Source organism: Enterobacter sp. 50793107 (assembly GCF_001463365.1).
GTDB lineage: Bacteria > Pseudomonadota > Gammaproteobacteria > Enterobacterales > Enterobacteriaceae > Enterobacter > Enterobacter cloacae.
The window spans coordinates 80,710-102,215 of the sequence record NZ_LNII01000062.1 but is presented as its reverse complement, the minus strand read 5'-3'; the positions used below and the strand labels follow the sequence as shown (position 1 = coordinate 102,215).

Here is a 21,506-nt window from a genome sequence, read left to right as displayed (position 1 = left end):
TATAATAAAACTGTCAGGGTTATAACCATGTCTACAGGGAAAACACTGCTCGCCCTTGCGCTGAGCGTTATTTTACCAGCCGGTGCCGCATGGGCGGCAAACAACGACACCCTTATTTACTGTTCTGAAGCGTCCCCCGAGTCGTTCAACCCGCAAATTGCCAGCTCAGGCCCGTCATTCGTCGCCAGCTCTCAGGTACTCTATAACCGCCTGATCAATTTCGACCCGGTGAAAAACACCCCGGTTCCGTCTCTGGCGGAATCCTGGACGATTTCACCCGACGGCAAGACCTATACCTTTACGCTGCGTAAAGGGGTGAAGTTCAACAGCAACAAATACTTCAAACCGACGCGCGACTTTAATGCCGATGACGTTATTTTCTCGGTCATGCGTCAGAAAGACCCTAAACACCCGTATCACAATGTGTCGCAGGGCAATTACGAATACTTTAACGACGTCGGCCTCGATAAGCTGATCCAGGACGTTAAAAAGGTCGATGATTATCATGTTCAGTTCACCCTCAGTGAACCGAACGCCGCTTTCCTGGCCGACTGGGGCATGGATTTTGCCTCCATTTTGTCTGCCGAATATGCGGATGCGATGCTGAAAAAAGGCACGCCTGAGAATGTCGATACCTGGCCAATCGGAACCGGCCCCTATGTACTCCAGCAGTACAAAGTGGATTCTCTGATCCGCTATGTGGCTAACCCGAACTACTGGGAAGGCCCGGTCCCGACCAAACACCTGATCTTCTCTATCACGCCAAACGTGGAGACTCGTCTGGCGAAACTGCAAACCAATGAGTGCCAGATCATTCCTGCGCCATCTCCGGTGCAGTTTGACGTCATTAAGAACAACAAAAACCTGACGCTGCACTCCGTCGATGCGCTGAACGTGGGGTATCTGGCGTTCAATACCGAGAAAAAACCGTTTGATAACGTGCTGGTGCGCCAGGCGCTGAACTACGCCACCGACAAAAAGGCCATCGTTAACGCCGTCTTTATGGGCTCCGGTACGGTCGCGAAATCCCCAATTCCGCCAAATATGATGGGCTTCAATAAAGATCTGAAGGATTACAGCTACGACCCGGAAAAAGCGAAAGCCCTGCTGAAACAGGCCGGACTGGAGAAGGGCGCGGAGGTCACGCTGTGGTCAATGCCGGTACAGCGTCCGTACAACCCGAACTCCCGCCGTATTGCCGAGATGATCCAGAGCGACTGGGCGAAAGTGGGCGTGAAGGCCAAAATCGTCTCTTACGAGTGGGGAGAGTATCTTTCCGGAATGCGTAAAGGCGAGCACGACTCCGCGCTGTTCGGCTGGATGTCGGACAACGGCGATCCGGATAACTTTGCCGATGTGCTGCTGGGCTGCAATAGCATCAAAACCGGCTCCAACGCTGCGCGCTGGTGTAATAAGGATTATGATGCCCTGGTGCAGAAAGCCAAACTGACCAGCAACCCGGACGATCGTGCGAAGCTGTATAGCCAGGCGCAGGAGATTTTCTATCAGCAGGCGCCGTGGATTGCGCTGGCAAACGGCAAAACGTTCTATGCAACCCGCAGCAACGTCGCGGGTTACAGCGTAAGCCTGATGGGCAGTGATTTCTCAAAAGCGAAGCTGAACTAAGCATTTTATCGCCGGGTGGCGGCTACGCCTTACCCGGCCTACTCATGCCTCGTAAGCCCGGTAAGCGCAGCGCCACCGGGCAAATGAAAAGGAGTGACAATGTCACATTTAAACGAAGTTATCGCCCGTGTGGATGCCGCGATTGACGAAAGCGTCATTGCACATATGAACGAACTGCTGATTGAACTGAGCGATGATGCTGAGCTGAGCCGCGAAGAACGCTATACCCAGCAGCAGCGCCTGCGTACCGCGATTTCGCACCACGGTAAGCAACATAAAGAAGAGATGGAGGCGCGCCAGGAGCAGCTCACCAAAGGCGGCGTTATTCTGTAATGTTCAAAACTGGCGTCGGGCCACCAGCCACGCGCCCACCACCAGCATTACTGCACCGCACACCGGGCCGATCAGCGCCCGCAGCGGGATGCCATGGCTTTTTAGCACGTCCATTATCAGCCCGCCGATGAGCTGGCTTGCCACCAGCACGGCGATGGTTGTCGCCGCGCCAACATTCTGGTAACCGCTGATGCTGGCAAAAACAAAAAATGAACCCAGCAACCCGGGGATCAACGTCCACCAGCGCACCGTGGATGCCAGCTCGCTAAACCCCGCGACCCCTTGTTTAAACAGCAGAATGCTGACAAACAACACAATGCCGACCAGCGAGTTCAGCAGCATCGCAATGAGTATGGTGGAGGAGGACTGGGTGATGCGCACCATCAGGGTATTTTGCACCACCAGGCCAATGCCCGCCGCCACCAGAAAAGCCAGCGTCAGTGATTGGTTCATTTAATCGCATCCGGATCGCTGCGCTCATCAAGCTGCAGCTGCATAAAGGTTAAGTCCAGCCAGCGGCCAAATTTGGTGCCCACCTGCGGCATCTGACCCGTTGTAACAAAGCCAAGCGTCTGATGAAGATGGATAGAGGCGTGGTTCTGCGCTTCAATCCCCGCCACCATCACATGCTTGCCGATGTCACGGGCTTCAATAATCAACGCCTTCATCAGCATACGGCCAATGCCTTTGCCCTGGTGATCCGGGTGGACGTAAACCGAGTGCTCTACCGTATGACGAAAACCGTCAAAGGCGCGCCAGTCACCGAAGGAGGCGTAGCCGGTGATGATGCCATTCTCTTCGCTTACCAGCACCGGATAACCTGCGAGGGTGCGGGCCTCAAACCATGCGATACGGTTATCAGTATCGACCGTGGTATCGTTCCAGATCGCGGCGGTGTGCAGCACCGCGTGGTTGTAAATTTCACCAATAGCGGCGCAGTCTTCTTTGCAGGCATGACGAACGATCATGATGGAACCCCTGAATGTGTTGTTTACTATGTTATTACGTTATTGCTACGATATTACACAACAACCCGGACAAATGGCTACGGTATAAGCCCGATTTTTTTGTTATTAAAACCTCATTGAAATACCGTTCATACACTATAGTATGACGTCATGAACACCATAACAGACACGATGAATCAACGGATTAGCGCAAGAATTCGCCTTGAACGCGAATCACGCGGATGGTCGCTGAGCGAACTCGCCGATCGGGCAGGCGTCTCGCGCGCCATGATCCACAAAATTGAGCGCGGCGACAGCAGCCCGACGGCAACACTGCTTGCGCGCTTATCCGGCGCGTTCGGCATCAGCATGTCAACGCTGATAGCAAGAGCGGAGATGCAGGAGGGTAAACTGCTGCGCCTTGCTAACCAGCCCGTCTGGCGCGATCCGCAAACCCATTACCTGCGCCGCCACGTTTCACCGCGTACCGATCTGCCCATCGATCTTGTCCAGGTTGAACTGCCCGCCGGAAGCGATGTGCCGATGCCCGCATCGTCCTATGCGCTGGCCCGCCAGCTGATCTGGCTGCAGTCTGGAGAGCTGGTCTTTCAGGAAGGCGACACCCGCCACGAAATGCAGGCCGGGGATTGTCTGGAGCTCGGGCCGCCCAATGACTGTCGGTTCATTAACGAAACCAATGAACCCTGCGTCTATCTGGTGGTTCGTCTTAACCAGTCTGGCTCGTAATGTTAAGGCGCTCAGGCGGATCATGAGCCAGGATCAATGGACATCTGTACCATAAGGAGTCTCTGATGAATCAATCTGTTTCGCAAAATCGTCGCTGGGTACTGGCTTCGCGTCCACACGGCGCGCCGGTCGCGGATAACTTTCGTCTCGAAGAGCAGCCGGTTCCGGTACCGGCGGCAGGACAAGTTCTGCTGCGTACGATCTGGCTTTCGCTTGACCCGTACATGCGCGGCCGCATGAGCGATGCGCCTTCCTATTCGCCGCCGGTTGAAATTGGTGCGGTGATGGTCGGCGGAACGGTCAGCCGCGTTGAGCAGTCCAGTCATCCGGATTTTAAAGCAGGGGAATGGGTGCTGGGATACAGCGGCTGGCAGGAGTACGACCTCTCTGACGGCAGTGGTCTGGTCAAACTGGGCGAAAATCCCTCCCATCCTTCCTGGGCGCTGGGCGTTCTGGGAATGCCGGGCTTTACTGCCTACATGGGGCTGCTGGATATCGGGCAACCCAAAGCGGGTGAGACCCTGGTGGTTGCCGCGGCAACGGGGCCCGTAGGTGCGACGGTTGGGCAAATTGGTAAAATCAAAGGCTGCCGGGTCATCGGTGTGGCCGGAGGCGCAGAGAAATGCCGCCATGCCGTTGAGGTGCTGGGCTTTGACCAGTGTCTGGATCATCATGCCGATGATTTTGCCACGCAGCTTCAGAACGCCTGCCCGAACGGTATTGATATCTATTATGAAAACGTTGGCGGTAAGGTCTTTGACGCCGTGCTCCCGCTGCTCAATACCTCCGCGCGGGTGCCGGTATGTGGTCTGGTGAGCGGCTACAATGCCACCGGTCTGCCTGAGGGGCCGGATCGTTTGCCGCTGTTAATGGGCACCATCCTGAAAAAACGCATTCGTATGCAGGGCTTTATCATCGGCCAGGATTACGGACACCGCATCAAAGAGTTCCAGGAAGAGATGGGGCGCTGGGTGCAGGAGGGTAAAATCCACTATCGTGAACAGGTGACCGACGGGCTGGAAAACGCACCGGATGCGCTGATTGGCCTTCTGGAAGGCAAAAACTTTGGCAAAGTCGTGATTCGCGTCGCGGCAGACAATAAATAAACAAGATTATGGCGGGGTAACCCGCCATATTTATTTGTGAAGATACGATATATTGTCTTTAATTAAACCTACACAGCTTTCGTGCCTTCCTTGCGGATGAGCCAAAGAGCGATAAAAAACCTTGTTTGTACTTTTTGATGTTTATACGCATTTCCCACCACCAGGCATGACGATACAGGATATATCGGACCAACGTCGTTTATTTAAACTGACGTTAATAAATAGCATTAAGTTTTAGCTACAGGAATTGAACATGCTTGATTTGGATCATTTAGAGAAAGCGCAAAGAATCAGTCTTACCATGCAAGTTGAAATCAGTTTGAAAGGGGCATTAATTACAGGCTCGTTGAAACCTGGCGCTCGACTGATTACCAAAGAGATTGCGGATAAATTAGGAACCAGTATCACACCGGTTCGTGAGGCACTTTTGCGTCTGGTCTCCTCAGGGGCGCTGCAGGCCACACCGGCGCAGGCGTTTCTGGTGCCGGAGGTCACGCTGGAACGCTATAACGAGATCACCGCTATCAGGAAACAACTGGAACCAATGGCGGTAGCGGCCGCCTGTCAGCATATGACGCCAGCTAAGCTTGAGACGTTGCGCAAAATGTCGGATGCCTTTCATGAGGCGATGCGCAACGGCAATGTTCAGCAGGCGCTGCACGCGAATCGCGTGTTTCGGTTCACCCTTTATCAGTATGCGGAGATGCCAACGCTCAGCGCATTAATTGAGCAGCTGTGGATACGCATCGGGCCCTGTATTAACTATCTGCATCAGGAGCTCAACGACATCAAAGCGTCGGCGTATCACAACGAGGAGTTACTTGCGGCACTGGAAAGAGGGGATGTTGAAGCCAGCCAGAAAGCGGTGGATAAACTGATTGATGAAGCTAATTCACTTTTACAGCGTCAATATTTTAGCTGAGGAATTATTTAGTAGCCAATCTATATTTCCATCGTAAAACATTCGCTCCATGAATAAGTCCTGATGGCTCTACGCCATCAGGAACGATATTTAAGATTACGAAAGAGAAAAACAGGCAATAAAATGCCTGTTTTAGTCCTACTCGAAACGATAAGCAACCGACAGGCCAACGCCGTAGTTACGACCCGGAGCAGGTTCGTAATAACGTCCGTTGGATTCGTTGACAATCACCGAGCCGGCATACGTTTTGTCGAACAGGTTATCAACGCGACCAAAGAGATCCAGGCCCCAGTTGCCATAGTTGAACTTATACCCGGTATTCAGACCGACCACCGTGTAAGACGGAGCCTTTGCCGTGTTTTCGTCGTCGGCCATGATATCGCTCATGTAACGCACGTCGGTACCCGCGTACCAGCCTTCTTCAGGCTGCCAGCTAAACGAGGCAAAGCCCATATTGCGGGCAATACCCGGCATCCGGTTGCCGTTACAGTTGTCATCACCGCAGACGTTGGTGCGGTAGGTGGCGTCCAGATATGTCCATGCCATTTTCAGCTTCCAGTTTTCAGCAAACTGCTGATCGAGGGAAACTTCCACCCCCTGACGACGGGTTTTACCGGCGTTTTTGTAGCTGGTACGTCCGCCAGAGCTGGCATCCACCACAATTTCATCGTCGGTGTCGGTGCGGAAAAGGGCCGCGGTCAGCAGGCCATTGCCGATGCGGGTTTTGCTACCCACTTCATAAGTATTGTTGGTGGACGGTTTCAGGCCAATGTTCAGGCCGCCCTGGTTATCCGCGCGGTAGGAGAGTTCATTGATGGTGGGGGTTTCAAATCCACGACCTGCCGCAGCGTAAAGGTTCCACGCGTCGGTCACGGCATACTTCACCGCCCCGGCCGGGAGCCACTTGTGATAGCTCGCGTCGCCGCTGTCGTCACCGTTGCCTGGCGTAACGTAATGATCGTTGGAATCAAACCAGACGGAGCTGTAACGCACCCCGGCATCCACAGAGAGTTTCTGGGTTAACTGCCAGCGGGTTTGCAGGTAAGGATCGACGTTCCACATCAGGTTACGTTCGTTGCGCCGCTTGTCGCCTTTTACGCCGTACTCCGGTACGCCGTTGTTCATCACGAAATTCTCATACCCGCGACGATCTTCGCTCATGTTTTCGTAGTTCAGGCCGGTGGTAAAGGTCACCGGCACCAGCAGTTCGCCGCGGTGCGTCCAGCGTGTATCGATGCCCTGATAGTGACGTTGCATATCAATCACACCGCCAGAGTGGGAGGGGCGCAGCTGTGGCTGATAAGGGATCGACTGGTACTGGGTCATTTCACGCTCGCCGGCGTACATCATGAAGCTGAGATCGTCCTGCGCGCTGAGCTGGCGGTCATAGCGCAGCCCGGCCTGGGTCTGCTTGATGGTTTTGCGCGTGTTGTACTGATCGCCACGCGGAGACTGGCGCGGGTTATCCTGCCACTCCTGGTAATTCAGTCCACCCGGATCGTTGGCTTTCATGTCCACGCTGTTAAAGATCAGCGTCAGCTTGCTGGCATCGTCAATCCGCACGCCCAGTTTGGCGTTGGCGAGATTCTTCCGCGCACCGCTGTGATCGCGGTAGCCTTTGGTGGTGAAGCGGGTGGTGGATACGGTGTAATCCACATCGCCCGCGTGTGTGCCGTCGCCCATCGCGCCGGTGGCTTTCATCCCGTAGCGCCAGGTACCGTAACTGCCGTAATAGCTGCTGGCCTCAATGGTCGGCGGCTGTTGACCGGTCTGGGTGTTGATGTTGATCACGCCGCCGGAGGCGTTGCCATACAGGGCAGAGAAGGGGCCGCGCAGCACTTCCACGCTCTCCACGCTGGAGAGATCAATGTTAGAGGTCTGGCCCTGGCCGTCTGGCATGGTCGCCGGGATCCCGTCCACATACATTCGAATACCGCGCACCCCGAAGGTGGAGCGGGCACCAAACCCACGCATCGACAGCTGCAAATCCTGGGCGTAGTTCTGGCGGTTCTGAATTTGCAGGCCGGGGACGCTACCAAGCGATTCCGAGAGGTTAATGCGTGGCGCGGCGTGACGCATATCATCACCGTTCACCACGCTGACCGCCGCCGGGGTATCAAGCTCCGATACCGTTTGTGGGGTGGCGCTGACGATCAAGGTCTGTTCATCCGCGCCCATCGCGGTGAGGGGCGAAAAGATAACAGGAGCCAGCAGCAGTGGAAGCGTAGCCCTATGGGCAGAAATGATTTTCATAAAATAAACCGGTTAAGGATAAGAAACGTACCAAATGGAACATGTGCATATATGTTAAAACTTTTGTAAATGCTTTGAAAACTATAACCGCACATTGCGTTAAGGAAAGGCGAAACGGAAAAGAAAAACTCCACATTTTGCTGATTAATGATTACTATTCTCATTAACAAAACGGCAATGCCATGACGTTGCCGACCGGAAGTGATGTCAGCAGTACACCCCCTCTTGTGAAAAAGGAATTGTTATGTCTTTACGTCATCTGTGCTCGCCGCGTCTGCGTCGTTCTCTGTTGTGTAGCGCTTTACTGCTTGCCGGTACCTTCCAGGTGCATGCTGGCGAAGAGATGTTGCGCAAAGCGGTAGGCAAAGGCGCGTATGAAATGGCCGTGAGCCAGCAGGAGAATGCGCTGTGGGTTGCGACATCACAAAGCCGTAAAATGGATAAAGGCGGGATTGTGTATCGCCTCGATCCGGTCACACTGGACGTGACGCAGGTTATTCATAACGATCTTAAACCGTTTGGCGCCACCCTGGATTCGGCCTCCCAGACGCTGTGGTTGGGCAACACCATCAACGGTGCCGTGACCGCCATTGATGCCAAAACGGGCGAGGTGAAAGGGCGCCTGGTTCTGGACGACCGCAAACGCAGTGACACGGTCAAACCGCTGCAGCCACGCCAACTGGTGGCGGATGATGCCACCCACACCGTGTACATCACCGGGGTCGGTAAAGAGAGCGTGATCTGGGTGGTGGATGGCACAACGCTGAAGCTGAAGGATACCATCGCCAATACCGGTACTTACGGCACCGGCCTGGCGCTGGATGCGCAGGCGAAACGACTCTATACCACCAACGCCGACGGCGAACTGGTGACAATTGATACCGCCAGCAACAAAATCATCAGCCGCAAAAAGGTGCAGGATGATGGTAAAGAGCACTTCTATCTGAACCTGAGTCTGGATACGGCCGGGCAGCGTGCCTTCCTGACCGATTCAAAACAGCCGGAAGTGCTGGTGGTGAGCCTGAAAGATGGCAGCGTGATTGAGAAGATTGCGACGCCAGAGTCGCTGGCGGTGCTCTTTAACCCGACGCGCAATGAAGTGTACGTGACGCATCGTGAAGCCGGAAAGGTGAGCGTGATTGACACCAAAACCTACAAAGTGACGAAAACCTTCGACACGCCGGTCTATCCAAACAGCCTGGCGCTCTCTGCCGATGGCAAAACGCTGTACGTGACGGTGAAACAGAAATCCACCCGTCAGCAGGAAGCGACCCAGCCTGACGATGTGGTACGTATCGCGCTCTAATGCGGGCTTTGCCCGGTGGCGCTGCGCTTACCGGGCCTACAAAACCCTGAAATGTAGGCCGGGTAAGGCGAAGCCGCCACCCGGCTTTTTTTATTAACGCGAGGTCTCTTCCACCAGCGGGCCGTCGTGTTTTTCATCGTCATGATGAACCGGCGCGGTGCTGTGGATTTCATGCACGCGCTTACGCACGCCAAACCAGCCGGCAATCAGCAGAACGGCCAGCAGCGGAATGGTGGCGATGGTATAGGTGCCGTTCGGGTAGTCGAACGCCATCAGTACCAGCACGCTGAACAGGAACAGCAGGGTGAGCCATGAGGTCACCGGAGCACCTGGCATCTTGAAGCTCACGTCAGCCGCTTTGCCCTCTTTAATGGCTTTGCGCAGACGCATCTGGCAGACCACGATAAAGGCCCAGGAGGCGATAATCCCCAGTGCGGCCACGTTCAGCACGATCTCGAACACGCGGGACGGCACCAGGTAGTTCAGGAACACGCCAAACACGTAGACCACCAGCGTCGCCAGGATACCGGCATATGGCACCTGCTGCTTGCTCATCTTCGACATAAACTTCGGCGCAGAGCCGCCCATCGACATGGAGCGCAGAATACGGCCGGTAGAATAGAGGCCAGAGTTCAGGCTGGAGAGCGCCGCGGTCAGCACTACGATGTTCATGATACTGCCCACGTATGGCACGCCGAGTTTAGAGAAGAAGGTCACAAACGGGCTCTGACCCGCCTGGTAGGCGTTCCATGGCAGGAGCAGAACCAGCAGCACCACAGAACCCACATAGAACAGACCGATACGCCAGATCACGCTGTTAATGGCTTTTGGCACCATGGTCTGCGGGTCTTTACATTCGCCTGCCGCCGTACCCACCAGTTCGATAGAGGCAAAGGCGAACACCACGCCCTGCACCAGAACCAGCGCCGGCAGCAGACCGTGCGGGAAGAAGCCGCCGTTATCGGTTATCAGATGGAAGCCGGTTGCATTGCCGTCCAGCGGCTTACCGCTGCCGAGGAAGACGGTACCGACGACCAGGAAAATCACAATCGCCAGCACTTTTACCAGTGCAAACCAGAACTCCATCTCGGCGAACCACTTCACGCCGATCATGTTCATGGTGCCGACAATCGCCAGGGCGCCAAGCGCAAAGACCCACTGCGGGATATCGCCAAACGCGCCCCAGTAGTGCATATACAGCGCAACGGCAGTGATATCGACGATACCGGTCATCGCCCAGTTAACGAAGTACATCCAGCCAGCGACATAGGCGGCTTTTTCACCGAGAAATTCGCGGGCGTAAGAGACAAAGCTGCCGCTGGAAGGGCGATGCAGTACCAGTTCGCCCAGCGCGCGAAGAATGAAGAAGGAGAAGATCCCGCACACCAGATAGACGAGGGCGAGAGCCGGGCCAGCCATCTGCAGACGTGCACCAGCACCTAAAAACAGACCTGTACCGATAGCGCCGCCGATGGCGATCATTTGAACCTGACGGTTGCCCATCGCTTTGTGGTAGCCCTCTTCATGGGAGTTTAACCAGCGACGTTTAGCAGCATGATGATCGGCTGCGCTTTTATTGCTTGTTTTCATTGAGTTACCTGTTTGCCTGTCTGAACCATTATCGTGATAGTCCTGCCTGGCAGAGAGCATACAAACGATTGCTTCTGCGCAAACACATGTCGCCTTCCCAGTCATTCTGCGTATGGATAAGGCGAAACATGGCGAGGCATCCTACCTGCAATTGATAAGCGACGCAAAATATAACCGTGCCGAAAGTGATGCACGTCGAAGGAAATCGTGTGGTCAGAGCAGACGGGGATCACAACGCGCTGAATCGTGGTGAGTTTTTAGACAAAAGATTCGCGGATTGATGATTTAAACATCAGTGGCGCTTATCAGTTGCTCAGTGGAACTAGCGGAAGGTAAACGCTATGATCGGTTTGGTTTTTATTCTGCCAGAACGAGGCTAACGGTGAAAATTAATGTAATCGGCACCAGCGGAAGTGGAAAAACCACGCTGGCAAGACGGATCGCTGATGAGCTGGCTATTCCTTATATTGAGATGGACAGGCTTTACTGGCGCCCGAACTGGCAGGGCACAGCAGATGATGCGTTTCTGGAAAAACTGGAGCATGCATTAAGCGCTTCTCAAAACTGGGTGCTCGATGGCAACTATAACCGCACGCGCCCTGTTAAATGGCGCAATGTGGATCTGGTCGTCTGGGTGGACTATGGATTTGTCCGTACGCTGTATCAGGCCGTTATCCGGGCGATCAAGCGGGCCTGGCATCAACACGAACTCTGGCCGGGAACGGGCAATAAAGAGAGTTTCCGGCGCGCCTTCCTCAGCAGAGAGTCCATTATCATCTGGACGATTAAAACCTGGCGCAACAACCGCAGGCGTTATCAGGTCGATATGCAAAACCCGGACTACGCACACATACGCTTTATCCGTATTACCCGCCGCGCTCAGGCGGAAACGCTGATTTCCTCCCTAAAGTCTTATTCTTAACAGGGTTTTATATATCTGATTTCCGGCAAACCAAATGTAAATTAATTGTTTCTCAGCGGTGAAATACGCCTTTATTAATAACGACATGTTAAGTCAAACGAGAACGCAACATGTCCTGGCGAATCAGCATTCTGGATAAAAGCCCCATCGCTGAAAATGAAACAGCCGCCGATGCGCTGGCGCGAACCCTGGCGCTGGCGCAACAGGCGGAAACTCTCGGTTATCACCGTTTCTGGATTGCCGAACACCACAACACCCCGCAGCTGGCCAGCCCCTCGCCGGAGTTATTGATTGCCTGGATCCTCGGGCAGACTACGCGTATCCGGGTGGGATCGGGCGGTGTCATGCTGCAACACTACAGCCCGTATAAAGTTGCAGAAAATTTCAATCTCCTGGCTGCCCTGGCTCCCGGACGCGTGGATCTGGGCGTTGGAAAAGCGCCTGGCGGTCTGCCGCTCTCCACCCGCGCGTTGCAACTCGGTCTGAATCAGCAGGAAAAGGGCAGCTTTGCCGAACAGCTGGCGCAGCTCGATAGCTGGATCCGTCCTGAAAATCAGTCCGCGGAGGAGGCGGTGCGCGCCACGCCTTTGCCGCCGGTTCCGGCGCAGGGATTTCTGCTGGGGGCGAGTGTCGAAAGTGCTCTGCTGGCCGCAAAGCTCAACTGGCATTTTGTCTTTGCCGCTCACCTGAATGGCGATCCCGACCTGCTGCGCGAGGTCATCACCACCTGGCGTGAACACAGCGCCCGGGAGGTGATTGTGGCGGTGCAGGTCATTGTGGCGGACTCTCAGGCCCAGGCGCACTCGCTGGCACAAAAGGTTGAAGTCTGGGGCGTGGAGCTGGCAAACGGCCAGCGCGTTACGGTGGCCAGCGAAGAGCAAGCCTATGCGTTTGCGCGTCAGGCAGGCAGCGAGCCGCTGCGTATAGCGCGTCGCGCGCAGTCACTGGTGGCCGGGACCGCTGAGTCGGTACTGGCACAACTGGACGCTCTGCATCACCAGTGGGGGATTGACGAATTCATTATCGACACACCGGTTGTGGACGGCGCCGCGCGCGTGCAGTCCCTGCGTCAGCTGGCGCAGGCGCGACTTAACAGGGAGGTCAACGTATGCGTTTTGGCGAACAACTGATTGCCTGGCGTCGTGAGCTGCACCAGCATCCGGAGCTGTCGGGCCAGGAGGTGGAAACAACCGCCCGTTTGCACCAGTGGCTGACCCATGCCGGTATTACACCGCTACCTTATGACTTGCCTACCGGGCTGGTGGCGGAGATCGGCAACGGCAACAAACTGATTGCCCTGCGGGCGGATATTGATGCCTTACCGATCGAAGAGCGCAGCGGGGTGGCGTTTAGCTCGCAGAGTGCGGGAGTGATGCACGCCTGCGGTCATGACATCCACACCAGCGTGATCCTCGGGGCGGCATTAAAACTAAAAGAACGTGAAGCGTTGCTCAACGGTCGCGTGCGGATCCTGTTCCAGCCTGCCGAAGAGAACTTTGGCGGAGCGAAGAGCATGGTGCGGGCCGGGGCGTTACGTGATGTCAGCGCCATCTTCGGTATGCACAACGAGCCGGGGTTGCCGGTGGGTGAATTTGCCACCCGCGGCGGGCCGTTCTATGCCAACGTCGATCGGTTTGTGTTCCGCATTACCGGCAAAGGTGCTCATGCCGCACGGCCTCATGAAGGCAACGACGCGATTGTGCTGGCAAGCCAGCTTGTTACCGCGTTGCAGAGCGTCGCCAGTCGCAACGTGAATACGCTGGACTCCGTTGTGCTGAGCGTAACGCGCATTGCGGGCGGCAATACCTGGAACGTCCTGCCGGAAAGCGTTGAGCTGGAAGGGACGCTGCGCACGCATCGCACGGAAGTTCAACAGAACGTCAAAGCACGTGTCGGTGAAATCGCTGCCGGATTCGCCAGCGCCTTCAGTGCCCGGATTGATATCACCTGGTATGCCGGGCCGACTGCGCTGGTCAATGACGAGCATTGGGCGGCGTTTGCCACCTCGGTTGCCCGGGAAGCGGGGTATGAAACGCAGCATGCCGAGTTGCATATGGGCGGAGAGGATTTTGCAGTCTATCTGCAGCAGATCCCCGGCGCGTTTGTCAGCATTGGCAGCAATAGCCCGTATGGTTTACATCACCCGGCCTTTAATCCGGACGAAGCATTAATTGAGCCGGCTGCCCGTTATTTTGCACAGCTTGCGGAAAAAGCCCTGCAACACGTTTAATTCAGAAGAGGTGAATATGTCTGCAACCCGACAATTGCGGCTGGGGACCATTTTGCACGGTGCTTCCGGGAATATGTCCGCCTGGCGCCATCCTGCGGCGGTGGCCGATGCCAGTATTAATTTTGATTTCGTCAAAGCGACGGCGTTAAAAGCAGAGGAGGGCAAGCTCGACTTTTTATTCGTAGCGGATGGCCTCTACATTAATGAGAAGTCGATCCCGCATTTTTTAAATCGCTTTGAGCCGTTAACGGTGCTCTCCGCGCTGGCGAGCATTACCTCGCATCTGGGGCTGGTGGGCACGTTATCCACCTCCTACAGCGAACCTTTTACCGTGGCGCGCCAGTTTGCCAGCCTGGATCATCTCAGCAACGGCCGTGCGGGCTGGAACGTCGTCACCTCGCCGCTGGAAGGGTCGGCCAGGAACTTCTCGCGTGAAAAACACCCCGAGCACGCGCTGCGCTACCGCATTGCGGATGAGTATCTCGATGTGGTGAAAGGGCTGTGGGACTCGTGGGAAGGCGATGCCTTTGTGCGCAACAAAGAGAGTGGTCAGTTTTTTGACCCCGCCAAACTGCATACCCTGGATCACCGGGGTGATTTCTTCCAGGTTGCCGGGCCACTCAATATTGGTCGCACGCCGCAGGGACGTCCGATTGTGTTCCAGGCGGGCGCATCGGACAACGGTAAAAAGCTGGCTGCAAAGCATGCCGATGCGATCTTCACCCACCATGAAACTCTCGAAGAAGCACAAGCGTTCTACCGTGATGTGAAGCAGCAGCTGGAAAATAACGGTCGTCGTGCTTCTGATTTGCACATCTTCCAGGGCGTGAGCGTCATTGTCGGAAAAAATGCCGAAGATGTGGAAAACCAGTACCAGACCACCGCGGCGCTGGTGTCGGTTAAGGATGCGCTCAATTATCTCGGACGCTATTTCGAACATCACGATTTCAGCCAGTATCCGCTCGACGAGCCGTTCCCGGACCTCGGCGACCTGGGAAAAAACAGCTTCCGCAGCACCACGGATGAGATAAAGCGTAATGCCCGCGAACGTCAGCTGACGCTGCGTCAGGTCGCACTGGAAGCGGCCTCACCACGCCCCCGTTTTTCCGGCACGCCGGAGCAGGTGGCGGATGGCCTGCAGGCGTGGTTCGACGGCTATGCAGCCGACGGCTTCATCATCCAGGGCGGGACGCCAGATACCTTCCCGCGCTTTGTTGACCAGGTGGTGCCGGTGCTACAGGCCCGCGGCCTGTTTCGCGCTGACTACCCCGGGACCACGCTGCGCGACAGCCTGGGCCTGGACGAACCCAAAAATCAGTTCACACAACAATAAAAGAGAACCCGCTATGCAGAAACCATCGCTTATTCTGGCGCTCGCGCTGGCCTTTACCCCTGCCGTCTGGGCAGAGAATGTGAACATTAACGGCACCGGCGTGAGCATTGAGGCCAACAAAACGCCGATCAATATCGCCAAAAACGGCGATGCCATCGCGCAGTTGCCGAAAGATTATCGCTTTGCCGTGCCGGGGAAATTTACCGTCGCGGTGGCGGGCCTCAATCAACCGCCGCTGACGGTTTTCTCGGATGACAACAAAACGCTTCTGGGAAGCGAAGTTGACGTGGCCCGTCTGGTGGCGGACAGCCTGGGGCTGGAGCTGAACGTGGTGCCAACCTCCTGGGAGGACTGGCCGCTGGGGGTGGCCTCCGGGAAATACGATGCGGCGATCAGCAACATCACCGTGACTAAAGCGCGTAAGGAGAAGTTTGATTTCGCCACCTACCGTAAGGATTCGCTCGGTTTCTATGTGAAATCAACCAGTCCAATCACATCCCTACAGAAGGCGGAGGACATTGCCGGGCTGCGCATTATTGTGGGCTCAGGCACTAACCAGGAGGCCATCCTGCTGGCATGGAACGCCGAAAACCTTAAGAAGGGACTGAAACCGTTTACCCCGGTCTACACCAAAGATGATGCGGCACAAACGCTGGCGCTCCAGTCCGGGCGTGCGGATGCGTATTTTGGCCCAAACGTGATTGGCGCGTGGAAAGCGGCGCTGACCGGTAAAACCAAACTGGTGGGAAGCGTTGACGGCGGCTGGCCGAAGGCGGCGCATATCGCGGTGACGCTGAAAAAAGGCAGCGGCCTGGTGGAACCGGTGCAGACCGCGCTTAATGGCGTGATCAAAAACGGCGATTACGACAAAGTGCTGAACCGCTGGGGAGAAGGGGTGGAACGCATCCCGCAGTCGGAAGTCAACCCGGCCGGTCTGGGTGATTAAGGAGGCGTTATGAGCGAACAATTTCGTGACGTTTCGCCGGAAGATGCCGATCTTCAGCCCATCATCAATGGGCTGTTCGGTGAATACGCTGCCCGCTACGGTGACTATTTTTCGAAAGATGCTGAGGTCGAGCTCACCGAGTGGTATCTGGCGCCGCAGGGGCTGTTTATCGTCCTGGAGCGTGACGGGAAGATTATTGCCACCGGGGCGTACAAACCCTTCGACGAACGCACCGCAGAAATCAAACGCATCTGGACAGACAAAAGCCTGCGTCAGCAGGGGCTTGCGGGGCGCGTGGTGCAGGAGCTGGAGCGCCGGGCGGTGCTGGCAGGCTACAGCCAGATCTACCTGACCACCGGTTTTCGCCAGCCGGAAGCGGTACGGCTCTATCTTAGCCAGGGTTACCAGCCGCAGTTCGATCTCAACCGCGATCCGGAAGAGTACAGCCAGCCCCCGTTTGATGGTCGGTTGCGTTTCACCAAAACGCTGGTTCGTGAAGCGTTAAGTAAAACCGCATGAGGTACGATGATGAGCAACGTTGAAACCATAAAAGTGGTCCCGGCGCGTTATCCGCTACGGGCCGTCGGTGCCGTGGTGGCGCTGTTTGTCCTGGCGGTCGTTGTCCAGTCCGTCGCCTTTAACCCGCGCTGGGAGTGGTCTGTGTTTGCCCGCTGGTTCTTCGACCCGGTGATCCTTGAAGGCGTCGGCCAGACATTACTGCTGACGCTGATCGGCACCGCGCTGAGCGTGATTTTGGGCGGTATGCTGGCGCTGGCGAGACTCTCGTCATCCTGGCTGCTGAGCAGCCTGGCCTGGGGCTATATCTGGCTGTTTCGCTCGCTGCCCCTGATTGTAGTGCTGATCATCCTTTATAACTTTTCCTATCTCTACGACACGCTCTCGCTCGGGGTGCCGTTCACCGGCATGACCTGGGGCAGCTTTGAAACCATCAATGTGCTGGGGCAATTCTCTACCGCCGTTGTCGGGCTAACGCTGGTGCAGAGCGCCTATACCGCGGAGATCATTCGCGGGGGCTTCCTCGGCGTGGATCATGGTCAGTATGAAGCGGCCGCTGCGCTGGGGCTACCGGCCTGGCGTCGTACGGTGCGGATCATTTTGCCGCAGGCACTGCGCACCATACTGCCGTCCGGGTTTAACGAAATCATCAGTCTCGCGAAGGGGACGGCGATGGTTTACGTGCTGGCCATGCCGGAGCTGTTCTACACCATCCAGATGATTTACAACCGCACGCAGGAGGTGATCCCGCTGCTGATGGTGGGGGCCGCCTGGTACCTGGTGATTACCACCGTGTTGTCCGCTATCCAGTATGGTGTTGAGCGGGGACTGGCCCGCAGCGAACGTCGCTCGGCGGTGAATCAGAACCGTATCCTCAGCCGTACCCGTTCCCGTTCCGTCACCACCACGCCCGCACAGGAGCCCGTCCATGCAAGCCTCTCATGAAGGACATATTTCCATTACCGGCGTCAGTAAATTCTTTGGTCGCCATAAAGCGCTCGATAACGTGTCGCTTGAGATCCCACCGGGATCCGTCACGGTGATCCTCGGACCGTCCGGCTCCGGTAAATCGACCCTGCTGCGTACCATCAACCACCTTGAGCGCGTCGACGAAGGGTTTATTCAGATTGACGGGGATTACATCGGCTATCGCCGTCGGGGTGACAAACTCTACGAGTTAAAAGAGAAAGAGATCCTCAAACAGCGCGTCAATGTGGGTTATGTGTTCCAGAACTTTAATCTCTTCCCGCATCTCACGGTGCTGGAAAACCTGATTGAAGCACCTGTCGCCCATAAAAAACTGAGCAAAAAAGAGGCCGTTGAGCAGGCGTATAGCCTGCTGGATGTGGTGGGGCTGCGTGATAAAGCGGATGCCTGGTCGCGCCATCTCTCTGGCGGGCAGCAGCAGCGCATCGCCATTGCCCGCGCGCTGGCGCTGCGTCCGCGCGTCATACTGTTTGATGAACCTACCTCGGCGCTAGACCCGGAACTGGTGGGCGAAGTGCTGGATGTCATCAAGAAACTCGCCCGTTCCGGCACCACGCTGGTGGTGGTCACCCATGAGATCGGTTTCGCCAGAGAAGTAGCGGATCAGGTGGTGTTTATGGTCGACGGCAAAATTGTGGAGCAGGGCAGCAGCGACGAGGTGCTGAACCGGCCATCGCACGCGCGAACGCGTCAGTTCCTTTCCCGAGTCCTGTAAGGAGTACCCATGAAATATGGACTTCTGGCAGGGCTGGCCTTTACCGCCGCCAGCCATGCCAGTATTGATTTAAAAGCCAACGAGCAGCCGCTGCCGGTGACGGTGGATCAGCAGGCGGTGGCGAAGATCCCCGCTCATTACAAATTTGTCGAGCCGGGAACCCTCACGGTGGCCATTTCTGCGCTTAACTCACCGCCGCTGGCCCTGCTTGCCAGCGACAACCGTACGCGAATCGGCAGCGATCCGGATATCGCCCGGCTGCTGGCAGGCAGCCTGGGGCTAAAACTGAAGCTCGTTCCCACCGCCTGGGAAGACTGGCCGCTGGGGATCACTTCCGGGCGCTATGACGTGGCGCTGGTGAACATTGCGGTGACCGAACAGCGCAAAGAGAAGTTTGATTTTGCGACCTATCGCGTCGATTCGCTGGCGTTTACGGTGAAATCCACCAGTCTGGTGCGGTCGATTAACGGTCCTGAAGATCTTGCGGGTAAAAAGGTTATTGTCGGATCCGGCACCAATCAGGAGCGCATCCTGTTAGGCTGGAACGAGGAGAATAAAAAGGCCGGGCGTGAGCCCGCGCTGCCGGTGTACCTGACGGATGATGCCTCGGGCAATCTTTATATTCAGTCCGGGCGGGCGGATGTGTTCTTTGGACCACAGTCGGTCGCGGCGTATAAAGCCGCGCTGACCGGTAAAACGCGCGTTGTCGGGCTGGGCCCGAAAAAAGCGTATGTCGCCACGACCACCAAAAAAGGCAATCAACTGGTCTACGCCCTGCAGGCCGCGCTGGACGGCGCGATCACGCGCGGGGAGTATCAGAAGGTGCTGGCGCGCTGGGGAGAGCAGGGCGAAGCGGTGACACAGTCGGAGGTTAACCCGCCTGGGATCACATATTAATTGTGCTCTACACTTAGGATTTTCACTCCTGAGAGGGCAACATGATCAAACTTTATGGTGCACCCGGCTGGGGCTCGGCAATCAGCGAAGTGATGCTGACTCTGGCAGACATCCCTTACGAGTTTATTAATGTGGACGGGTTTGATGCGCCCGGTCCGCAGCGCGAATTGCTGCAAAGACTCAATCCATTGTGTCAGGTGCCGACACTGGCGCTGGAAAATGGCGCGATCATGACCGAAACAGCCGCCATCGCCCTGATGGTGCTCGACAGGTGTCCCGATCTGGCGCCGCCCGTCGGACAGGCAGAACGTCAGCAATTTCAGCGCTTGCTTATCTGGTTTGTCGCGAACGTCTATCCGACCTTTACCTATGCCGATTATCCCGAACGCTGGGTGCCTGACGCACCGGAACAGTTGAAGAAAAATTGTATCGAATACCGCAAATCCCTCTATTTGTGGTTCGATAGCCAGCTTAAAGCGGCCCCGTTTGCGCTGGGGGAACAGCTTACGTTACTCGACGTCTATATTGCGGTCGCACGTACCTGGGGGCCACGGCATGCGTGGTTTGCCGAGAATACGCCAAAGATAACGGCCATTGCAGACGCCGTGTGTCAGCTTCCTGAACTGCACAAGGTGTTAAAGGCAAACGGCATTATCTGATAACGTGTAAACCTGATTCATAACAGGAAGCCTGCATATGCCACATGTAGATATCAAATGTTTTCCCCGGGATTTAAACGACGAACAAAAAAACGCGCTGGCGGCTGATATTGCCGAGGTGATAATTCGTCATTTCAACAGTAAAGACAGTTCAGTGTCGGTGGCGTTAAACCAGGTTAATCCTGAAGACTGGAAAGCGCAGGTCTGGGACAGCGAAATTGGCTCGAAGCTGGATTCGTTGATTAAAAAGCCCGGCTATTCGATGTAATTTTATTTGCCGGGCAGCGGCCTCGTTGACCCGGCATTTAAGTTTCTCGCGACATTTCGCAAAAATCGATAATACGATCCTGTGACGTTTCCGTTACACTTTCCCTCTCTAAAACTTTCACGAAATCATCTGGTAAGCACAGCAGTTGCGTTAAATTCAGTACAGGATAATTTTCTCATGACAAAATTACCTCAGTTCTCACTCGCCTTTTTTCATCCTCGTTACTGGCTCAGCTGGACAGGCATTGCAGCGCTCTGGTGCATTGTGCAGCTCCCGTATCCCCTTTTATTAAGAATCGGACACGGGCTTGGTCGTCTGGCCATGCGTTTGCTTCCCCGTCGTGTGGACATCGCTCGCCGCAACCTTGAGCTCTGTTTTCCCGACATGAAAAAGGATGAGCGCGAAAAGCTACTGCAGCGTAATTTTGAATCGGTTGGCATGGGCGTCATCGAAACCGGGATTGCCTGGTTCTGGCCTGACTGGCGGGTGCGTAAATGTTTCAGCGTCAGCGGATATGAACATATGGAAGAGGCGCGGGCCCGTGGAAACGGTGTGGTGCTCATCGGTATGCATTTTCTCACGCTTGAGCTGGGGGCGAGGATCTTTGGCATGCTCAACCCGGGTGTCGGTGTTTATCGCCCTAACAATAATGCGCTGCTGGACTGGCTGCAGACGCGTGGTCGTCTGCGCTCAAATAAAACCATGCTGGATCGCTATGACCTGAAGGGCATGATCCGCGCCCTGAAGCAGAATGAAATTCTCTGGTATGCTCCGGATCACGACTACGGTAAAACCAACAGCGTGTTTGTACCGTTCTTTGCGGTTCCTGATGCCGCGACAACCGCCGGAAGTTATATGCTGGTGAAGAGTGCCAGACCGGCGGTGATCCCGTTCGTTCCACGCAGAAAGGCAGACGGCAGCGGTTACGAACTGATTATTCTTGAAGATATCGGCGAAACGCTGCAGGGCGGTGATAAAGCGTCGGTAGCCACGCAAATGAACAGGGCGATTGAGCGCGCGGTGCTGATGGCGCCGGAGCAATATATGTGGTTGCACCGACGCTTCAAAACCCGTCCTGAAGGCCAGCCGGACAGATATGCGCGCAAAAAAAGCGTGGTCACTTCCAACAGAACTGTATCTACAGGCGACATGCCTGAACAGTCAGGCATTCAGCACTAAAGTATGCCCTCACGTAACGTGAGG

20 protein-coding genes and 1 pseudogene are annotated in these 21,506 nt (G+C 55.7%); 17 read left to right on the top strand and 4 right to left on the bottom strand.

Annotated features, from left to right (window positions below; genetic code table 11):
- Window positions 1-27 precede the first annotated feature (27 nt).
- Together APU11_RS08400 and APU11_RS08395 are read left to right on the top strand one after the other, a co-directional pair.
- The gene (locus APU11_RS08400) at window positions 28-1,626 is read left to right on the top strand and encodes an ABC transporter substrate-binding protein (protein WP_060578391.1); all 1,599 of its coding nucleotides are present in this window, start codon (window positions 28-30) and stop codon (window positions 1,624-1,626) included.
- Between the two features lie 99 nt (window positions 1,627-1,725).
- Window positions 1,726-1,959, top strand: coding sequence for a YdcY family protein (locus tag APU11_RS08395; protein WP_013096483.1), 234 nt, complete (start codon window positions 1,726-1,728; stop codon window positions 1,957-1,959).
- 3 nt (window positions 1,960-1,962) lie between these two features.
- Here the strand turns inward: APU11_RS08395 and APU11_RS08390 are convergent, their stop codons facing one another.
- Together APU11_RS08390 and APU11_RS08385 are read right to left on the bottom strand one after the other, a co-directional pair.
- Window positions 1,963-2,412 (bottom strand): DMT family transporter, encoded by a 450-nt coding sequence (locus APU11_RS08390; RefSeq protein WP_023621252.1) that lies wholly within the window; start codon window positions 2,410-2,412, stop codon window positions 1,963-1,965.
- Window positions 2,409-2,927: a GNAT family N-acetyltransferase gene (locus tag APU11_RS08385; protein ID WP_013096485.1), complete on the bottom strand. Its 519-nt coding sequence runs from the start codon at window positions 2,925-2,927 to the stop codon at window positions 2,409-2,411. The genes APU11_RS08390 and APU11_RS08385 overlap by 4 nt, the downstream gene beginning before the upstream one ends.
- A gap of 150 nt (window positions 2,928-3,077) precedes the next feature.
- On the opposite strand from APU11_RS08385, the gene APU11_RS08380 reads away from it, so the two are divergent.
- From APU11_RS08380 to APU11_RS08370, 3 genes are all read left to right on the top strand, one after another.
- Window positions 3,078-3,653, top strand: coding sequence for a helix-turn-helix domain-containing protein (locus APU11_RS08380; protein ID WP_013096486.1), 576 nt, complete (start codon window positions 3,078-3,080; stop codon window positions 3,651-3,653).
- A gap of 65 nt (window positions 3,654-3,718) precedes the next feature.
- The gene (locus APU11_RS08375) at window positions 3,719-4,759 is read left to right on the top strand and encodes an NADP-dependent oxidoreductase (RefSeq protein ID WP_058651299.1); all 1,041 of its coding nucleotides are present in this window, start codon (window positions 3,719-3,721) and stop codon (window positions 4,757-4,759) included.
- Between the two features lie 253 nt (window positions 4,760-5,012).
- Complete coding sequence (locus APU11_RS08370; RefSeq protein WP_013096488.1) at window positions 5,013-5,681, top strand: GntR family transcriptional regulator; 669 nt, start codon at window positions 5,013-5,015, stop codon at window positions 5,679-5,681.
- A gap of 138 nt (window positions 5,682-5,819) precedes the next feature.
- Here the strand turns inward: APU11_RS08370 and pqqU are convergent, their stop codons facing one another.
- A complete protein-coding gene (gene pqqU, locus APU11_RS08365; protein ID WP_058651300.1) occupies window positions 5,820-7,934 on the bottom strand; it encodes a TonB-dependent receptor PqqU in 2,115 nt (704 codons plus the stop codon).
- A gap of 244 nt (window positions 7,935-8,178) precedes the next feature.
- Between pqqU and APU11_RS08360 the strand changes: the two genes are divergently transcribed.
- A complete protein-coding gene (locus tag APU11_RS08360; protein ID WP_013096490.1) occupies window positions 8,179-9,240 on the top strand; it encodes a YncE family protein in 1,062 nt (353 codons plus the stop codon).
- Window positions 9,241-9,333: 93 nt separating this feature from the next.
- On the opposite strand, the gene ansP is transcribed toward APU11_RS08360, so the two are convergent.
- Window positions 9,334-10,830, bottom strand: coding sequence for an L-asparagine permease (gene ansP / locus APU11_RS08355; protein WP_020684770.1), 1,497 nt, complete (start codon window positions 10,828-10,830; stop codon window positions 9,334-9,336).
- A gap of 382 nt (window positions 10,831-11,212) precedes the next feature.
- Between ansP and APU11_RS08350 the strand changes: the two genes are divergently transcribed.
- The 11 genes and pseudogenes from APU11_RS08350 to APU11_RS08295 all read left to right on the top strand — a co-directional run bounded on the left by APU11_RS08350 (window position 11,213) and on the right by APU11_RS08295 (window position 21,482).
- Complete coding sequence (locus APU11_RS08350; RefSeq protein ID WP_020684771.1) at window positions 11,213-11,752, top strand: AAA family ATPase; 540 nt, start codon at window positions 11,213-11,215, stop codon at window positions 11,750-11,752.
- 110 nt (window positions 11,753-11,862) lie between these two features.
- Window positions 11,863-12,882 (top strand): MsnO8 family LLM class oxidoreductase, encoded by a 1,020-nt coding sequence (locus APU11_RS08345; RefSeq protein WP_020684772.1) that lies wholly within the window; start codon window positions 11,863-11,865, stop codon window positions 12,880-12,882.
- A complete protein-coding gene (locus APU11_RS08340; RefSeq protein ID WP_060578389.1) occupies window positions 12,861-13,982 on the top strand; it encodes an amidohydrolase in 1,122 nt (373 codons plus the stop codon). Before APU11_RS08345 ends, APU11_RS08340 begins: the two co-directional genes overlap by 22 nt.
- Window positions 13,983-13,998: 16 nt before the next feature.
- Window positions 13,999-16,261 (top strand): annotated as a pseudogene (locus tag APU11_RS28795) (NtaA/DmoA family FMN-dependent monooxygenase).
- A 9-nt stretch (window positions 16,262-16,270) separates the two neighbouring features.
- Complete coding sequence (locus APU11_RS08325; protein WP_013096497.1) at window positions 16,271-16,780, top strand: GNAT family N-acetyltransferase; 510 nt, start codon at window positions 16,271-16,273, stop codon at window positions 16,778-16,780.
- A 9-nt stretch (window positions 16,781-16,789) separates the two neighbouring features.
- Complete coding sequence (locus APU11_RS08320; protein ID WP_058651317.1) at window positions 16,790-17,722, top strand: amino acid ABC transporter permease; 933 nt, start codon at window positions 16,790-16,792, stop codon at window positions 17,720-17,722.
- On the top strand, window positions 17,706-18,479 hold the full coding sequence (locus tag APU11_RS08315) for an amino acid ABC transporter ATP-binding protein (RefSeq protein WP_040022655.1): 774 nt from the start codon (window positions 17,706-17,708) through the stop codon (window positions 18,477-18,479). The genes APU11_RS08320 and APU11_RS08315 overlap by 17 nt, the downstream gene beginning before the upstream one ends.
- Window positions 18,480-18,488: 9 nt before the next feature.
- The gene (locus APU11_RS08310) at window positions 18,489-19,376 is read left to right on the top strand and encodes an ABC transporter substrate-binding protein (RefSeq protein ID WP_040022653.1); all 888 of its coding nucleotides are present in this window, start codon (window positions 18,489-18,491) and stop codon (window positions 19,374-19,376) included.
- Window positions 19,377-19,417: 41 nt separating this feature from the next.
- Window positions 19,418-20,035: a glutathione S-transferase family protein gene (locus tag APU11_RS08305; protein WP_013096501.1), complete on the top strand. Its 618-nt coding sequence runs from the start codon at window positions 19,418-19,420 to the stop codon at window positions 20,033-20,035.
- A gap of 37 nt (window positions 20,036-20,072) precedes the next feature.
- Window positions 20,073-20,303: a tautomerase PptA gene (gene pptA, locus APU11_RS08300; protein WP_058651304.1), complete on the top strand. Its 231-nt coding sequence runs from the start codon at window positions 20,073-20,075 to the stop codon at window positions 20,301-20,303.
- 177 nt (window positions 20,304-20,480) lie between these two features.
- Complete coding sequence (locus APU11_RS08295) at window positions 20,481-21,482, top strand: Kdo(2)-lipid IV(A) acyltransferase (protein WP_058651305.1); 1,002 nt, start codon at window positions 20,481-20,483, stop codon at window positions 21,480-21,482.
- Window positions 21,483-21,506: the final 24 nt, after the last annotated feature.

What these genes read in the sequence shown, in the direction of transcription:
- APU11_RS08400 (WP_060578391.1), top strand. Translation starts at nt 28, where the DNA reads ATGTCTACAGGGAAAACACTGCTCGCCCTTGCGCTGAGCGTTATTTTA.
- APU11_RS08395 (WP_013096483.1), top strand. Translation starts at nt 1,726, where the DNA reads ATGTCACATTTAAACGAAGTTATCGCCCGTGTGGATGCCGCGATTGAC.
- APU11_RS08390 (WP_023621252.1), bottom strand. Translation starts at nt 2,412, where the DNA reads ATGAACCAATCACTGACGCTGGCTTTTCTGGTGGCGGCGGGCATTGGC.
- APU11_RS08385 (WP_013096485.1), bottom strand. Translation starts at nt 2,927, where the DNA reads ATGATCGTTCGTCATGCCTGCAAAGAAGACTGCGCCGCTATTGGTGAA.
- APU11_RS08380 (WP_013096486.1), top strand. Translation starts at nt 3,078, where the DNA reads ATGAACACCATAACAGACACGATGAATCAACGGATTAGCGCAAGAATT.
- APU11_RS08375 (WP_058651299.1), top strand. Translation starts at nt 3,719, where the DNA reads ATGAATCAATCTGTTTCGCAAAATCGTCGCTGGGTACTGGCTTCGCGT.
- APU11_RS08370 (WP_013096488.1), top strand. Translation starts at nt 5,013, where the DNA reads ATGCTTGATTTGGATCATTTAGAGAAAGCGCAAAGAATCAGTCTTACC.
- pqqU (WP_058651300.1), bottom strand. Translation starts at nt 7,934, where the DNA reads ATGAAAATCATTTCTGCCCATAGGGCTACGCTTCCACTGCTGCTGGCT.
- APU11_RS08360 (WP_013096490.1), top strand. Translation starts at nt 8,179, where the DNA reads ATGTCTTTACGTCATCTGTGCTCGCCGCGTCTGCGTCGTTCTCTGTTG.
- ansP (WP_020684770.1), bottom strand. Translation starts at nt 10,830, where the DNA reads ATGAAAACAAGCAATAAAAGCGCAGCCGATCATCATGCTGCTAAACGT.
- APU11_RS08345 (WP_020684772.1), top strand. Translation starts at nt 11,863, where the DNA reads ATGTCCTGGCGAATCAGCATTCTGGATAAAAGCCCCATCGCTGAAAAT.
- APU11_RS08340 (WP_060578389.1), top strand. Translation starts at nt 12,861, where the DNA reads ATGCGTTTTGGCGAACAACTGATTGCCTGGCGTCGTGAGCTGCACCAG.
- APU11_RS08325 (WP_013096497.1), top strand. Translation starts at nt 16,271, where the DNA reads ATGAGCGAACAATTTCGTGACGTTTCGCCGGAAGATGCCGATCTTCAG.
- APU11_RS08320 (WP_058651317.1), top strand. Translation starts at nt 16,790, where the DNA reads ATGAGCAACGTTGAAACCATAAAAGTGGTCCCGGCGCGTTATCCGCTA.
- APU11_RS08315 (WP_040022655.1), top strand. Translation starts at nt 17,706, where the DNA reads ATGCAAGCCTCTCATGAAGGACATATTTCCATTACCGGCGTCAGTAAA.
- APU11_RS08310 (WP_040022653.1), top strand. Translation starts at nt 18,489, where the DNA reads ATGAAATATGGACTTCTGGCAGGGCTGGCCTTTACCGCCGCCAGCCAT.
- APU11_RS08305 (WP_013096501.1), top strand. Translation starts at nt 19,418, where the DNA reads ATGATCAAACTTTATGGTGCACCCGGCTGGGGCTCGGCAATCAGCGAA.
- pptA (WP_058651304.1), top strand. Translation starts at nt 20,073, where the DNA reads ATGCCACATGTAGATATCAAATGTTTTCCCCGGGATTTAAACGACGAA.
- APU11_RS08295 (WP_058651305.1), top strand. Translation starts at nt 20,481, where the DNA reads ATGACAAAATTACCTCAGTTCTCACTCGCCTTTTTTCATCCTCGTTAC.